Annotated in this window: 12 protein-coding genes; 7 read left to right on the top strand and 5 right to left on the bottom strand. The window is 68.2% G+C overall.

Translation table 11 applies throughout. The annotated features are described in order from the left end of the window. Nucleotides 1-138 precede the first annotated feature (138 nt). Both AAHM44_RS16970 and AAHM44_RS16965 read left to right on the top strand, forming a co-directional pair. Nucleotides 139-1,284: an acyl-CoA dehydrogenase family protein gene (locus tag AAHM44_RS16970; RefSeq protein WP_342250721.1), complete on the top strand. Its 1,146-nt coding sequence runs from the start codon at nt 139-141 to the stop codon at nt 1,282-1,284. Between the two features lie 110 nt (nt 1,285-1,394). Then, entirely contained in the window at nt 1,395-2,183 is a 789-nt protein-coding gene (locus AAHM44_RS16965; RefSeq protein WP_269572939.1) for an SDR family oxidoreductase, read from the top strand. A 223-nt stretch (nt 2,184-2,406) separates the two neighbouring features. Here AAHM44_RS16965 and AAHM44_RS16960 read toward each other — a convergent pair whose 3' ends face one another. From AAHM44_RS16960 to AAHM44_RS16945, 4 genes are all read right to left on the bottom strand, one after another. Continuing rightward, nucleotides 2,407-2,709: a UrcA family protein gene (locus AAHM44_RS16960; RefSeq protein WP_342250720.1), complete on the bottom strand. Its 303-nt coding sequence runs from the start codon at nt 2,707-2,709 to the stop codon at nt 2,407-2,409. Nucleotides 2,710-2,796: 87 nt separating this feature from the next. Beyond that, complete coding sequence (locus AAHM44_RS16955) at nt 2,797-4,341, bottom strand: M56 family metallopeptidase (RefSeq protein WP_342250719.1); 1,545 nt, start codon at nt 4,339-4,341, stop codon at nt 2,797-2,799. Further along, nucleotides 4,338-4,712: a BlaI/MecI/CopY family transcriptional regulator gene (locus AAHM44_RS16950; RefSeq protein ID WP_269572942.1), complete on the bottom strand. Its 375-nt coding sequence runs from the start codon at nt 4,710-4,712 to the stop codon at nt 4,338-4,340. The genes AAHM44_RS16955 and AAHM44_RS16950 overlap by 4 nt, the downstream gene beginning before the upstream one ends. A gap of 77 nt (nt 4,713-4,789) precedes the next feature. Continuing rightward, nucleotides 4,790-7,045, bottom strand: coding sequence for an NADP-dependent malic enzyme (locus AAHM44_RS16945; protein WP_184164537.1), 2,256 nt, complete (start codon nt 7,043-7,045; stop codon nt 4,790-4,792). Between the two features lie 227 nt (nt 7,046-7,272). On the opposite strand from AAHM44_RS16945, the gene mutS reads away from it, so the two are divergent. The 5 genes from mutS (at nt 7,273) to AAHM44_RS16920 (ending at nt 13,991) form a co-directional block, all read left to right on the top strand. Beyond that, nucleotides 7,273-9,852, top strand: a complete 2,580-nt coding sequence (gene mutS, locus AAHM44_RS16940; RefSeq protein ID WP_342250738.1) for a DNA mismatch repair protein MutS — start codon at nt 7,273-7,275, stop codon at nt 9,850-9,852. Further along, on the top strand, nt 9,849-10,073 hold the full coding sequence (locus AAHM44_RS16935) for a hypothetical protein (RefSeq protein WP_184164533.1): 225 nt from the start codon (nt 9,849-9,851) through the stop codon (nt 10,071-10,073). Before mutS ends, AAHM44_RS16935 begins: the two co-directional genes overlap by 4 nt. A gap of 131 nt (nt 10,074-10,204) precedes the next feature. Continuing rightward, on the top strand, nt 10,205-11,947 hold the full coding sequence (locus AAHM44_RS16930) for a cellulase family glycosylhydrolase (protein WP_342250718.1): 1,743 nt from the start codon (nt 10,205-10,207) through the stop codon (nt 11,945-11,947). Nucleotides 11,948-12,061: 114 nt separating this feature from the next. Beyond that, a complete protein-coding gene (locus AAHM44_RS16925) occupies nt 12,062-12,982 on the top strand; it encodes a hypothetical protein (protein WP_269572944.1) in 921 nt (306 codons plus the stop codon). A gap of 76 nt (nt 12,983-13,058) precedes the next feature. Beyond that, entirely contained in the window at nt 13,059-13,991 is a 933-nt protein-coding gene (locus AAHM44_RS16920; protein WP_269572945.1) for a glutaminase, read from the top strand. Here the strand turns inward: AAHM44_RS16920 and AAHM44_RS16915 are convergent. Continuing rightward, on the bottom strand, nt 13,988-14,386 hold the full coding sequence (locus AAHM44_RS16915; RefSeq protein WP_342250717.1) for a hypothetical protein: 399 nt from the start codon (nt 14,384-14,386) through the stop codon (nt 13,988-13,990). The two genes, AAHM44_RS16920 and AAHM44_RS16915, sit on opposite strands and share 4 nt — an antisense overlap. Nucleotides 14,387-14,459: the final 73 nt, after the last annotated feature.

The following is a 14,459-nucleotide window of genomic DNA, read 5'->3' as shown; positions in this document are numbered from 1 at the left end:
CCTCTCGACCCGTTTGCCGCGCAGCATAGGTGCCGCACCCGGAGGGTCAACCGGAACAGATTGGAACATCGGGTATGGCTTGCCCAAGCCCGCGCTCGCGGTATAGCGTCCCGCTTCGAACCTGAGGAACGTGAAGCAATGGCGCTCGACCCCGAAGTCTTCGATACGCTGATCGACACTATCCGCCGCTTCGTCAGCGAGCGCCTCCGCCCGCTGGAGGGCGAGGTCGAGGCCGCCGACGCCATCCCGGCGGAGGTCATCGACGAGATGAAGGCCCTCGGCCTGTTCGGCCTGTCGATCTCTGAGGACTATGGCGGCCTGGGCCTGACGATGCTCGAGGAGTGCAGGGTTGCCATCGAGCTCGGCCGCACCACCCCGGCGTTCCGCTCGAGCTTCGGCACCAATGTCGGCATCGGCTCGCAGGGCCTCGTCATGGCCGGCACCCCGGAACAGAAAGCGCAGTGGCTGCCCAGGATCGCCAGCGGCGAGATCGTCACCAGCTTCGCCCTGACCGAGCCCGATGTCGGATCGGACAGCGGCGCGGTGAAGACCCGGGCGGTTAAGGATGGCGATGTCTACCGCCTCACCGGCACCAAGCGCTTCATCACCAATGCCGACAAGGCCGAGCTCTTCACCGTCATGGCCCGCACCGGCGACGAGCCGGGGGGCCGCGGCGTCTCCGCTTTCCTGGTGCCGCGCGACCTGCCCGGGGTGAGCATCGGCGAGCCCGAGAAGAAGATGGGCCAGAAGGGCGCAAGGGTGGCCGATGTCGTGTACGACGACACCCCCGTCCCCGCCGCCAACCGGCTCGGCGCCGAGGGCGAGGGCTTCAGGATCGCCATGCAGGTGCTGGACCGCGGCCGGCTCCATATCTCGGCGGTGTGCGTCGGCGTGGCGGAGCGGCTGATTGCCGACTGCGTGGCCTATGCGAGCGAGCGCAAGCAGTTCGGCAAGCCGATCGCCGAGCACCAGCTGATCCAGGCGATGCTCGCGGATTCCAAGACCGAGGCCCTGGCCGCCAAGGCGCTGGTGCTGGAGACCGCCGCCGCCAAGGACGCCGGCCAGAACACCACGATGGAAGCCGCCGCCGCCAAATATTTCGCCAGCGAGATGGTCGGCCGGGTGGCCGACCGCGCCGTGCAGATCTTCGGCGGCGCCGGTTACATCGCAGACTATGGCATCGAACGGCTGTACCGCGATGTCCGCCTGTTCCGGATCTATGAGGGCACCAGCCAGATCCAGCAGCTGATCATTGCCCGCGAGACGCTGAAGCGGGGTGGGTAGAAGAGAATAGCCGTCATCCCGGCGAACGCCGGGGTCTCAGGCGGAAGCGCGGCGAAAGAGCCGCACAGGATTCCGGCTTTCGCCGGGATGACGAATTTGGAGAGGACAGAATGGACACAAGCACGCTCTTCCGCCTCGACGGCCGGATCGCACTCGTCACCGGCGGCTCGCGAGGCATCGGCCGGATGATCGCCGAGGGCTATGTCGCCCAGGGCGCCAAGGTCTATGTCTCGTCGCGCAAGGCCGAGGCCTGTGAGGAAACCGCCGCCGCGCTCGGCCCGAACTGCATCGCCCTGCCGATGGACGTGTCGACCGTGGAAGGCTGCAAGGCCCTCGCCGCTGCGCTTGCCGAGCGCGAGGAGCGGCTCGACATCCTGGTCAACAATGCCGGCGCCGCCTGGGGCGAGCCCTTCGACACCTTCCCGGAAAAGGGCTGGGACAAGGTGATGGACCTCAATGTGAAGTCTCCCTTCTTCCTCACCCAGGCCCTGTTCGACCTGCTCAAGGCCGGCGGCTCGGCGGAGCGCCCGGCCAAGGTGATCAACATCACCTCGATCGACGGCCAGCGGCTCAATCCCTGGGAGACCTACAGCTATCACGCCTCCAAGTCGGCGCTGATCTACCTGACCAAGCGCATGGCCGCCCGGCTGATCCGCGACCATATCAACGTCACCTCGATCGCCCCCGGCGCCTTTGCCAGCGACATGAACAAGGCGGCGCGCGACCATGGCGGCGAAGTCGCCAAGGCGATCCCGGCCAGGCGCATCGGCTATGACGAGGACATGGCCGGCGCCGCGATCTTCCTGGCCAGCCGCGCCGGCGACTATGTCGTGGGCGACACGATCACGGTCGATGGCGGACTGGTCAACGCTTCGCTGGGGATTAGCATCGACGGCTGACGCCGCTTGCAATGTAGGATCTGGCCTGCTGGGCTGGAGCAGCCGGCGCCATCGCCGGCCGCTCCTTGATGCCGTTGGGAAAATAGGATCACGCGCTCGCAAGATTGTTGCGAGATGCGCGGCGTTGGCGGGAATTGCATCAATTTGAGGCGCCCCAAACCCCGCGCTTGGCCTGTACTTCGTGTACTTTCGCGAGTCGCCGCCCGAGCGATGTTGGAGAGGCCTAACGCCGATAATAGGCGCGACGCACCGGCTCGGGCATGGCGTCGGCCATCGACTGGCGCAGCGTGTCGAGGCAATAGCCCGTCTCGTTGCGGATCAGCTGCGGCGTGACGGTATCGCCATGCGCCCGGCAAAAGGCCCGCACCGCGGTCTCCACCCGGGCACGCAGCACGTCGCGGCCCGCCGGGGTGTCGAGGGCAAGGTCGGCATAGGCCAGCCGGGCCGACGGCTCGGGCCGCTGCATGGGCTCCCGCGCCGCGCAGGTGCCAGCCAGGACAAGGGACAGGAACAGGATCGAACGCATCGTCATTCTCCCTTCAGTGCGCCGGGCAAGCCGGCTCCGTGGCGCGAAAGCCGCGCTTTGGTTCGGTGGTGCTGGGTCAGCGCGAGGCTAGAGGACGCCCTTCATCTGCTCCGCCTGCTTCATCATTTTCCAGGCCTCGGTCCGCAGCGTCTCTGCGGCATTGCGGTACCCCTGGCGGATATCGAGCGAGAGGCCGGGGTCCTGCGCCTTTTCACGATATTCCTTTGCCGCCGCGCGCAACTGGCCCGCCGCCTCCATCAACTGCGCCACCTTGGCCTTCACATCCGGCCCGGTTTTCCAGGACAGCTTGATCGGCGCACTCGCTTCCGGCTTGCTTGCCTCCAGCGACGCCTTGACCATGCTGCGCGCCTTGGCCCCGCTCAGGTAAACCTCCTCCATGCCGGGCACAGGAGGCTTTGCCGGCGCAGGCTTGCGATCAAGAGGCGCCTGCTCCCGGACATCGGCAGGTGGCGTGACGAGCGGAGCACGCTCCTGCCTGGCGACAGTCGGCGCGACGAGCGAAGCCCGCTCCGGCCCGACAGCGCGCGGCGCACGCAGCGGTCGGCGCTCCTGCGTGACGGGCGCCGCCGCCCGGAATCGGAGCGCGCCCGGCGCCGGGTTCGGCTGCGTCTCGAGCCTGGCCAATGCCGCCCGCAGGTCACCGCCCATGCGGGGCACCTGCACGTAGGGCTTCTCGACCAGCTGCATCGCCGCCAGCGGCGCGATGCCCAGCGGGATGCTGCCGATCAGCGCGGTGCAGAGCAGCCCGCTCGCCGGCTTGCGCGGCGCCGCGTCGAGCACAAGCCGGATCCGCCGGCCAAGCGCGCTGCGTGTCACCGCCATGCCGCACGCCGAATGCGCGCCGCAGCAGCCGGCCACCGCCAGCAGCGTCTGCGCATAATCGGCCCGCGCCACCCGCGTCACCGCGTCCTCGTCCGCCGCCAGCTCGGTCTGGCGGGCAAGCTCGGTAACCAGCAGCCAGGCGACCGGATTGAACCAGAACAGCGCCAGCGCGACCCGCGCGGCGAGCATCACCGGCCAGTCAAAGCGGCGCACATGCGCCATCTCATGAGCGACCACCGCGGCGGCGCGGTCGGGCGAACGCTCGGTATCGGGCCCGATCAGGATCGTCGCCGGCGCCACGCCCAGGCTCAGCGGCGAGGGCACGCGCGGCGAGACGAGCAGTCGCACGGGCCGCCTCAAGGGTTCGGCGGCCCGTGCGATCGCCTCCATCCACACGGGATCGGAGACGGGCACCGCATGGCGGGTCCAACGGTGCAGCGTGAACAGGCCGAGCGCGAGACGAAGCAGGATGAGCGTGCCACCCATCATGTAGGCAAGGGCGATCCAGTCGATCTCGGGCGCGGGCGCTGCCGTCGCCACGGGCAAGACGACGGCAGCCGCCGCCTCCGGCAGTGCCGGCAACAGCGCGCTCGCGGGCAACACCGCGATCTCGAGCGCGGGCACGGTGAGGATCAGCAGCGGCAGCAACAGCAGCGCCACAACCCCGGCACGCAGCATCGCGACCCGCTGCGCCGCCGGCCGCCCGCGCAGCGCATGGCTCGCGAACAATGCAACGGCACAGGCCAGCGAGGATTTCCAGCCAAGCTCGATCAGCAGGTCGAAGCTCATTTCGCTTCTCCCCGTGCTTCGTCGATCGCGCGCTGGAGCTCGTCGATCTCGTCCCGGGTCAGCCGGGTCTCCATGCCGAGCAGCGCCGTGGCGGCGCGTGCCGCGGAACCCTGGAAGAAGGTCTGCACCAGCCGCTGCAGCGCCGTCTCCGCCACCGCATCGGCCTGTGGCACCGGGGCATAGACATAGGCCTGGTTGCGCGTGCTGTGGCCGATCAGCCCCTTGGCCTCGAGCCGGCCGAGCAGGGTACGCACCGCGGAGTCGCTGGGCGGATCGGCCATCGCCCCGCGCACGGCGGCGGCGGTGCCCTCACCCAGGCTGCACAATGCCTCGAATACCTCGCGCTCACGGCGCGGCAGCGATTCGATCACGACTCGACCTCCCTCAACCTGTTACATTTGTAGCATGCTACAAATGTAACAGGCAAGAGGTGTTTTATCGTGCTATATCAGCGGGCAATCCCGCCCGCAGCCAGCACCGCCAGCGTCACCAGTTCGCTGGCCGTGGCAGTCATCGGCGCGATCTGCACCGGCTTCTCCATGCCGATCAGCATCGGGCCGATGGTCGAATCGCCACCCAGCTCGCGAAGCAGCTTGGCCGAGATGTTGGCCGACTGCAGGCCGGGCATGATCAGCACATTGGCCGGACCCGAGATCCGCGCGAAGGGATAGTTGGCGAGCTGGCGCTCGTTGAGCGCGACGTCCGGTGACATCTCGCCCTCATATTCGAACTCGACCGCGCGCCCGTCGAGAATCTTGATCGCGCCGCGGACATTGTCGAGCCACTGGCCTTCGGGATTGCCGAAATTGGAGTAGCTGAGGAAGGCGACACGCGGCTCATGGCCCATGCGACGGGCAACCGTCGCAGCGCCCTCCGCGATGTCGGCCAGTTCCTCGGCACTGGGCCGCTCGTTCACCGTGGTGTCGGCGATGAACACGGTGTGCGACTGGCCGACCAGCACGTGCATGCCGAACGGCGTCTGGCCCGGGCGGTGATCGATCACGCGCTTCACCTGGCGCATCGATTCGGCCCAGGTGCGCGTCACGCCGGTGATCATCGCATCGGCATGGCCGAGCTGGAGCAACAGGCCGCCGAAGATGTTGCGGTCGCGATTGACCATCCGCTCCGCGTCGCGGCGGAGATAGCCGCGGCGCTGCAGGCGGGCATAGAGGAACTCGACCATTTCCGGCACCAGCGGCGAGTTGACGCTGTTGTGGACCTCGAAGTCGTCGGGATTGACGCCAAGCACCCGCAGCCGATCATGCACGCTCTCGCGGCCGACCAGCACAGGCGTGCCATAGCCGCCATCCTTGAAGGCGATCGCCGCGCGCAGCACGACTTCCTCTTCGGCTTCGGCGAAGATGACGCGCTTCGGATTGGCCTTGGCGCCCTCATAGGCGAGGCTGAGCACCGACGTCGTCGGGTTCAGGCGCGCGCGCAGCGTCTGGCGATAGGCGTTCATGTCGGTGATCGGCTTGGTTGCCACGCCCGAGTCCATCGCCGCCTGGGCGACGGCGGCGGGCACCAGTTCCATCAGGCGCGGATCGAACGGCGCCGGGATGATATAGTCGGGGCCGAAGCTGTGCTGCGTGCCATAGGCCGCGGCGACTTCCTCGGGCACCTGCTGGCGGGCGAGCTCGGCGATGGCCTGCGCGGCGGCGACCTTCATCGCGTCGTTGATCGTCGTCGCGCGCACGTCGAGCGCGCCGCGGAAGATGAACGGGAAGCCGAGCACGTTGTTGACCTGGTTCGGATAGTCCGAACGTCCGGTGGCGATGATCACATCCGGACGGGCCCGCTTGGCTTCCGGCGGCGTGATCTCGGGATCGGGATTGGCCATCGCGAAGATGATCGGCTTGAGCGCCATGTGGTTGAGCAGCTCGGCGGGCAGCGCCCCCGCGGCCGAGAGGCCCAGGAAAACATCGGCGCCTTCCAGCGCATCGGCCAGGGTGCGGCGCTCGGTGGAGACGGCATGCGCCGACTGCCACTGGTTGATGCCTTCGCGGCCCTGGTAGATCACGCCGGTGCGATCGAGCATCAGCAGATTGTCGTGCGGCAGGCCCATCGCCTTGATCAGCTCGGCACAGGCGATCGCGGCCGCGCCGGCGCCGTTCACCACAACGCGGGTCGTCCTGATGTCGCGCCCGGTCAGGTGGAGCGCGTTGATCAGGCCGGCGGCGGCGATGATCGCGGTGCCGTGCTGGTCGTCATGGAACACGGGAATGTTCATGCGCTCGCGCAGGGTCTGCTCGATCACGAAGCACTCGGGGGACTTGATGTCCTCCAGGTTGATGCCGCCAAAGGTCGGCTCCATCAGCTCGACCGCGTCGATGAAGCGATCGACGTCCTCGGTCTTCAGCTCGATGTCGATCGAATCGACGTCGGCGAAGCGCTTGAAGAGCACGGCCTTGCCTTCCATCACCGGCTTGGAAGCCAGCGCGCCGAGATTGCCGAGGCCCAGGATCGCGGTGCCGTTGGAGATCACGGCGACCAGATTGCCCTTGGCGGTATAGTCATAGGCGGTCGCCGGATCCTCGGCGATCGCGCGCACCGGCACGGCGACGCCGGGCGAATAGGCCAGCGCGAGGTCGCGCTGCGTCGCCATCGGCGTGGATGCGATGATCTCGATCTTACCCGGACGTCCTTCCGAATGGTACAGCAGCGCCTCGCGCTCGGAAAACTGGACGTTCGATTCCTCAGACATTTCTCTCTCCCGGATTACCCCTCCTTTAGGGGGGCGTTTCCGAGGTCGCAATGCGCGGAATCCGCCAAATGACGCTGGGTTTGCCGCGTTCCTGGTCTGATAATTTCGCGCAACCGTGCGGAAAACCGCACATCTCGCTTTTCCCCAGAAAAGCGACGAGCAGGTGTTGATCGGCGGGGGCGTTCGGCTAGTCCGGAACGGACATGTCCTCCACCGCTCCCACTCCGATGATGGCGCAATATCTGGCGCTCAAGGCCGAGGCCGAGGATTGCCTGCTCTTCTACCGGATGGGCGACTTCTTCGAGCTGTTCTTCGAGGACGCCAAGATCGCCAGCGCGGTGCTCGACATCGCACTGACCGCGCGCGGCGAGCATGACGGCGAGCGCATCCCGATGTGCGGCGTGCCGGTGCATGCGATGGAGGGCTATCTCGCCCGCCTGATCAAGGCCGGCCACCGCGTCGCCATCGCCAACCAGACCGAGACGCCGGAGGAAGCGCGCAAGCGCATGGGCTCCAAGGCGCTGGTCAACCGTGCCATCGTCCGCGTCGTCACCGCCGGCACGCTGACCGAGGAATCGCTGCTCGACAGCCGCACCGCAAACTGGTGCGCGGCGATCGGAGAAGCGGGCGGCAGCGTCGCAATCGCCTGCGCCGACATCTCCACCGGCCGCTTCGAGATCATCGAGACGACGACCGACCGCGCCGGCGCCGAGATCGCCCGCCTCTCTCCCGCCGAAACCGTGGTCGGCGACGGATCGTCCTTCGACGAACTCGCCACCGTCACCCGCCCGCGCATCGACTTCGACAGTGCCGCCGGCGAGGACCGGCTCAAGCGGCTGTTCGGCGTGGCGACGCTCGACGGCTTCGGGCAATTCTCCCGTGCCGCGCTGGCCGCGGCGGGCGGCCTCACGGCTTATCTCGAGCATAACGCCAAGGGCTCGCTGCCCTTTCTGCGCCCGCCCCGCGTCACCCGCACCGAAGCGGCGATGGCGATCGACGCCGCGACGCGCGAGAGCCTGGAACTCACCGTCAGCTCGGCGGGCACCCGCAAGGGCAGCCTGCTCGACAGCGTGGACCGTACCGTCACCGGCGCCGGCGCGCGCCTGCTTGGCAGCGACATCGCCGCGCCGCTGATGGACCGCCCTGGCGTCGAGGCCCGCCTCGATCTCGTCACCCATTTCCATGACGACGCCCTGCTACGCGACATGGTCCGCGGCGCATTGCGGGCCATGCCCGACATCGGCCGCGCGCTCGGCCGTCTCGCCGCAGGGCGCGGCTCCCCGCGCGACCTTGGCCAGCTGCGCGACGGCCTGGACGGCGCCTGGCGCCTTGCCGAACGGCTCGAGGCGACCGGCATTCCGCCACTGCTCGCCGACCTGATCCCGCAGATGCGCGGCCACGGTGCGCTGATCGACCTGCTCAGCCGCGCGCTCGTCCCGGAGCCGCCGGTCGATGCCGCGAATGGCGGGTACATCGCCGAGGGCTATGACGCCGCGCTCGACGACCTGCGCGATGCCGGCGCCGGCGGCCGCCGCGCCATCGCCGCGCTCGAAGCCGAGTATCGCACCCGAACCGGCATCGGCTCGCTCAAGATCCGCCATAACGGCGTGCTCGGCTATCATATCGAAGTGCCGGCCAAGAATGCCGATCCGCTGATGGCGCAGGACAGCGGCTTCACCCATCGCCAGACGCTGGCCGGCGTGGTCCGCTTCAACGCGCCCGAGCTCCACGACGTCGCGGTCAAGGTTACCCAGGCCGGCGCCCATGCGCTCGCCGCCGAAGCCGCGCATCTCGAGGACCTCACCAACCGGGCGCTCGGCGACCGCGAGACCATTGCCCGCACTGCCGACGCGCTCGCCCGGATCGATGTCTCCGCCGGCCTCGCCGAACGCGCCGCCGAAGGCGGCTGGGCCCGCCCGCATCTCGTCGAGCATGCCTGTTTCGAGATCGAGGGTGGACGCCATCCGGTGGTCGAGGACGCCGTGGCGAAGAGCGGCGGGCGCTTCGTCGCCAATGACTGCAACCTGTCCGAGAGCAGCCGGCTCTGGCTGGTCACCGGCCCGAACATGGGCGGCAAGTCGACCTTCCTGCGCCAGAACGCGCTGATCGCGGTGCTGGCCCAGGCCGGCAGCTACGTCCCCGCCGCCCGCGCGACGCTCGGCATGGTCGACCGGCTGTTCAGCCGCGTCGGCGCTTCCGACAACCTCGCCCGGGGCCGCTCTACCTTCATGGTCGAGATGGTCGAGACCGCCGCGATCCTCGCCCAGGCGACGCCGCGCAGCTTCGTCATCCTCGACGAGGTCGGCCGCGGCACCTCGACCTATGACGGCCTCGCCATCGCCTGGTCGGTGGTCGAGGCGATCCATGAGGACAATCGCTGCCGCTGCCTGTTCGCCACGCACTATCACGAGCTGACCCGGCTGGCCGAGCGCTGCGACGCGCTCACCCTCCACCATGTCCGCGCGCGCGAGTGGAAGGGCGATCTCGTCCTCCTCCACGAAGTCGCCGAGGGCCCGGCCGATCGCAGCTACGGCCTGGCCGTCGCGCGCCTCGCCGGCCTGCCCCCGATCACGATCAAGCGCGCCAAGGCAGTGCTCGACAAGCTCGAGGCCGGTCGCGCCCAGACCGGCGGGCTCGCGGCGGGGCTGGACGACCTGCCGCTATTCGCCGCCACCGCGGTGGAAGAGGAAGAAGCGGTCGATGTACTGCGCACCGAGCTCGGCGCGCTCGACATCGACAGCCTGTCCCCCCGCGAGGCGCTGGAGATGCTCTACCGGCTCAAGGGCCTGGCGGCGGAAGGCGCATGAACGCGCTCGACCTTACCGACCAGTTCCTCGCCATCCTGCTGCGCGAAGTGGGTGGCACGCGGCGGCGCTGGCGCAACGTCATCGGCCCGGTGAAGCGCTACAGCGCCGAGACCCATCCCCACTGCAACTGGTCGATCACCCCCGGCGGCGAGGCGGACGAGAATGACGCGATCGAGCGCATCGCCGATCGCCTGCGCGACAAGCACCCGATCATCGATTGATCCGAATCGGAAGTACACGAAGTACAGGCCAAGAACCGCCTTCCGGCGCCATCCCCATCGACAATTGTGATCGCTCTCAACCGCGCTTCGCGCTAGGTTCCTCCAAAACCGAACAGAGAGGACCGCCCGGAATGAAGAAGCTCGCGCTCGCCTTGCTCGCTTGCATGACAACGTTGCCAGCGTCAGCCCAGACCTTCCTGCGCGCCGATGGCCAGCGCATCGTCGACGAGAGCGGCAACCCGGTGCTGCTGCGTGGCATGGGGCTGGGCGGCTGGATGCTGCAGGAAGGCTATATGCTCCAGCTCGGCCAGCTGGGCTCGGGCCAGCAATATCGCATCCGCGCCGCGATCGCCGAGCTGATCGGCGAGGAGAAGACGGCGGAATTCTACAAGGCCTGGATCGACAACCACACGCGCAAGGCGGACATCGACATGATGGCGCGCTGGGGCATGAACTCGGTCCGCCTGCCGCTCCACTACAACCTGCTCACGCTGCCGATCGAGAAGGAACCCGTCGCAGGCAAGGACAGCTGGCTGGAGGACGGCTTCAAGCGCATCGACACGCTGCTCGCCTGGACCAGGGCGAACGGCATGTACCTGATCCTCGACCTCCACGCCGCGCCCGGCGGCCAGGGCAACGACCTGCCGATCGCCGACCGTGACCCCGACAAGCCTTCGCTGTGGCAGAGCGCCGAGAACCGCCGCAAGACGATCGCGCTGTGGCGCGAGCTCGCCCGGCGCTATGCCGACGAGCCCGGCATCGGCGCCTATGACGTGCTCAACGAGCCCAATTGGGACTTCACCGCGCCCGGCGGCGACCATGGCTGCAAGGAGACGAGCAACGCCCCGCTCAAGCAGCTCTATACCGATATCGCCGCCGCGATCCGCCAGGTCGACAAGCGCCACATGATCATCATCGAGGGCAATTGCTGGGGCAACAATTACCAGGGCCTGCTGCCCTTCGCCGACAAGAACACCGCGCTCAGCTTCCACAAATACTGGAACACCAACGACGAAGCCTCGATCGCCGGCGTGCTCAAGCTGCGCGAGACCTACGACATGCCGCTCTGGCTGGGGGAATCGGGCGAGAATTCCAATGTCTGGTTCCGCGATGCGATCAGCCTGGTCGAGAAGCACGATATCGGCTGGGCCTTCTGGCCGCTCAAGAAGATCGGCTTCAACAACCCGCTGGAGATCGTGCCCAATCCCGGCTGGGCGAAGCTGGTCGCCTATTGGACCGCCAAGGGCCCGCGCCCGACCGCCGAGGAGGCCTATGCCACGCTGATGCAGCTCGCCCGGCACGACATCCGGCACGAGAACAATGTCTTCCATCCCGACGTGGTCGACGCGATGCTGCGCCAGCCGCACGATCCCAGCCCCCGGTCCTTCGCACCGCTCGGGGTAGCCGCCGAAGGCGCCGAGATCGGCGCCACCGATTATGATCTCGGCCCGGACAGCGTCGCCTATCACGACAGCGACAACGCCAATTACCATGTCTCCACCGGCAAGGCGCGCACGCTGTGGAACAACGGGCGGACCTGGCGCAACGACGGGGTCGACATCGCCCGTGGCGAGGGCGAGAGCCTGTATGTCAGCGACTTCGTGCCCGGCGAATGGATGCGCTACACGCTGGTGGCCGAGGGCGGCGGCAGCTTCGCGGTGGAGATCGAAGTGAAATCCGACACCGGCGGCCCGCTCACGATCACGCTCAACGGCGGCGCCCCGGTTACGCTTGCGGTGCCCGGCAAGCCCGGCTGGCAGAAATTGCGCCTCCCCGCCCCGGTCTCGCTGCTCGACGGCAACAACAAGCTGGTGCTTGGCTCCGCGGGGTTCGCCGGCAATGTGCGGCTGCTCCGTCTCCTTCCCGCCCGCTGACCCCGTCCGGGTATCGAAACGGCTCGCTCCGGAGCGGTGCAAAGACCCCATCGCGCCGTTGGCCGCCGCAATCGCTTGCGATACAAGGGCCGCACTTTGTTCAACGAGGTACCTGTGCGGAAACTGTCTCAAGCAATCGGCGCGGCTGCGCTGCTCCTCGCCACCCCGGCCTTCGCGCAGGACCGCGCCGATTCCGACGGCCAGTCGACGATCATCGTCCGCGGCAAGGTGCTCGATGCCAAGGAGCAGGCACGGGCGCTGGTCGGCCGGATGTCGGTGCCGGTGGAGGGACAGCTCGCGCGCTACGGCGACGAGGTCTGCCCCTTCGTCTCGGGCTTTACCGATGTCTATGCCCAGAAGGTCGCCGCGCGCATTCGCAAGGTGGCGACGGAGGCGGGCGCGAAGCCCGGCGACGCCAGGTGCCGGCCCAATCTGGTGGTGGTGATCGTGGATGACGGCCGCGAATTCACTCGCGAGCTCTACCGCCTCTATCCCACCCAGTTCACCGACATGGACCCCACCAAGCGCAAGCGCCTGCTCGCCTCCACAGCGGCAGCGCGCAGCTGGACCGTCACGCGCATCCATAACGAGGATGGCCAGATGATCGGCGAATCCCGTTCGAGCGACAGCGACACCAGCGGGAACGGCGCGCGGATCACCATCGGCAACGGCAAGCCGGTGCTGCGCATCCCCCAGGCATCGATCATCAACCAGTCCACCCAGCAGCAGATCGAGCTCGCCTATGTCGTGATCGAGACGCGCGCGACGCTCGGCAAAAACCTGATGCAGGTGGCCGATTATGCCGCGATGCGCGGCCTGATGCAGAGCCGCCCCGAAAAGCTGGCGACCGACGACGACACCATCCTGCGCCTGTTCGAGCCCGGTGCGCTGCCCGGCCCGACGACCCTGACCGCCAGCGATCGTGCCTATCTTTCCGGCCTCTATTATGGCCGCGGCAACCGCAGCGCGGCGTCGCAGATGGGGCAGATCACCTCCGGCGTCGCCAAGAGCACCGGCGAACCGGCAAACCCCTAGTCGGGCGCGGCGGGGAGCCGGCGGCTATTTCGGCGCGATGATTTGCGTTCGCGCCGGCGCCGTCTAGCAAGGGCAGATGGAAAGCCTTTCGCGGATCGTTGCCGATATCGCCGCCGAGATGGCCGCAGCGCCCGATCGCGGCACCCCGGCCCAGTATATCCCGCCCCTCGCCGCCGTGGATCCGGCGCATTTCGGCATCGCGATCACCCTTGCGGACGGCAGCGAATATGCCGCCGGCGACGCGGATCTGCCCTTCTCGATCCAGTCGGTCTCCAAGGTGTTCGCGCTCACCCAGGCGCTGGGCGCGGTGGGGGACCAGCTCTGGCAGCGCGTCGGCCGCGAGCCTTCGGGAAGCGCGTTCAACTCGATCGTCCAGCTCGAGACCGAGCACGGCATCCCGCGCAATCCCTTCGTCAACGCCGGCGCGATCGTGGTCGACGATGTCCTGCTCGGCCGCGGCGCCCCGCGTGAAGTCATCGGCGAGATGCTGCGCTTCGTGCGCGGACTGGCGGGCGACGAGGCGATCCATGTCGACGAAACCGTCGCCCGGGCGGAGCAGGACACTGGCTTCCGCAACTTCGCGCTTGCCCAGTATATGCGCGCCTTCGGCAATCTCCACCGCCCGGCCGAGGAAGTGCTCGGCGTCTATTTCCACCAATGCGCCATCGCGATGAGCTGCCGCCAGCTCGCCCGCGCAGGCCGCTTCCTGATGGCGGGCGGGGTCCAGCCCGATACCGGGCTCAGCATCGTCTCGACGCGCCGCGCCCGCCGCATCAACGCGCTGATGCTCACCTGCGGCCATTATGACGGATCGGGCGAATTCGCCTTCCGCGTCGGCCTGCCGGGCAAGTCGGGCGTGGGCGGCGGGATCCTCGCGGTCGCTCCTGGCATCGCTTCGATCGCGGTCTGGTCGCCGGGGCTCAACGAGCGCGGCAATTCGCAGCTCGGCACGCTGGCGCTCGAGCGGCTGGTCCATCACACCGGCTGGTCGATCTTCGATCCGCGCTAGGGGCAGATCGCGTTCCTGAGGCCTTCGATCGCAGTGATCCTGCCGGCGTCGGCCTGCCACCAGACGCGGGCGATCTCGATGCAGGGGAAGCCCTCCCGCCGCCAGTCGGCACCGTGCGAGGGCGGGCTGACCGTGAAACCCTGTGCGGCAAGCTCGCGGATCAGCGCTGCTTCGTCACTGCCCCTCGGGAAGCGTGCACGCAGCCGCGCCGTCAGCGCCGGGCTCGCTTTGGCATATTCGCCGGGCAAGTCGCGCAGCAGCGCCGGGGCCTGTGCCTCGCCGGCTCCCGAGCCCGGGAACAGCAGGTTGCCGATGACGACGCCGATCAGGCCCAGCACCAGGCCACCGCCCGCAATGCGGATCCAGCGCCATGCCGGGCTGCCGCGATCGATCATCTCGCCTTCCCCAAAATGAAAGAGGTGGGCGGGGGGGGGGCCCCCGCCCCCCCCCCCCCCCCCCCGGGTCGCC

The sequence above is a fragment of the Sphingomonas sp. OTU376 genome, from assembly GCF_038440415.1.
In the GTDB taxonomy this organism is placed as follows: domain Bacteria; phylum Pseudomonadota; class Alphaproteobacteria; order Sphingomonadales; family Sphingomonadaceae; genus Sphingomonas; species Sphingomonas kyeonggiensis_A.
This window is presented reverse-complemented; position numbering and strand designations above follow the sequence as displayed.

Coding starts and splice junctions, on each gene's coding strand:
- AAHM44_RS16970 (WP_342250721.1), top strand. CDS start 139: ATGGCGCTCGACCCCGAAGTCTTCGATACGCTGATCGACACTATCCGC.
- AAHM44_RS16965 (WP_269572939.1), top strand. CDS start 1,395: ATGGACACAAGCACGCTCTTCCGCCTCGACGGCCGGATCGCACTCGTC.
- AAHM44_RS16960 (WP_342250720.1), bottom strand. CDS start 2,709: ATGCGTTCGATCCTGTTCCTGTCCCTTGTCCTGGCTGGCACCTGCGCG.
- AAHM44_RS16955 (WP_342250719.1), bottom strand. CDS start 4,341: ATGAGCTTCGACCTGCTGATCGAGCTTGGCTGGAAATCCTCGCTGGCC.
- AAHM44_RS16945 (WP_184164537.1), bottom strand. CDS start 7,045: ATGTCTGAGGAATCGAACGTCCAGTTTTCCGAGCGCGAGGCGCTGCTG.
- mutS (WP_342250738.1), top strand. CDS start 7,273: ATGATGGCGCAATATCTGGCGCTCAAGGCCGAGGCCGAGGATTGCCTG.
- AAHM44_RS16935 (WP_184164533.1), top strand. CDS start 9,849: ATGAACGCGCTCGACCTTACCGACCAGTTCCTCGCCATCCTGCTGCGC.
- AAHM44_RS16930 (WP_342250718.1), top strand. CDS start 10,205: ATGAAGAAGCTCGCGCTCGCCTTGCTCGCTTGCATGACAACGTTGCCA.
- AAHM44_RS16920 (WP_269572945.1), top strand. CDS start 13,059: ATGGAAAGCCTTTCGCGGATCGTTGCCGATATCGCCGCCGAGATGGCC.
- AAHM44_RS16915 (WP_342250717.1), bottom strand. CDS start 14,386: ATGATCGATCGCGGCAGCCCGGCATGGCGCTGGATCCGCATTGCGGGC.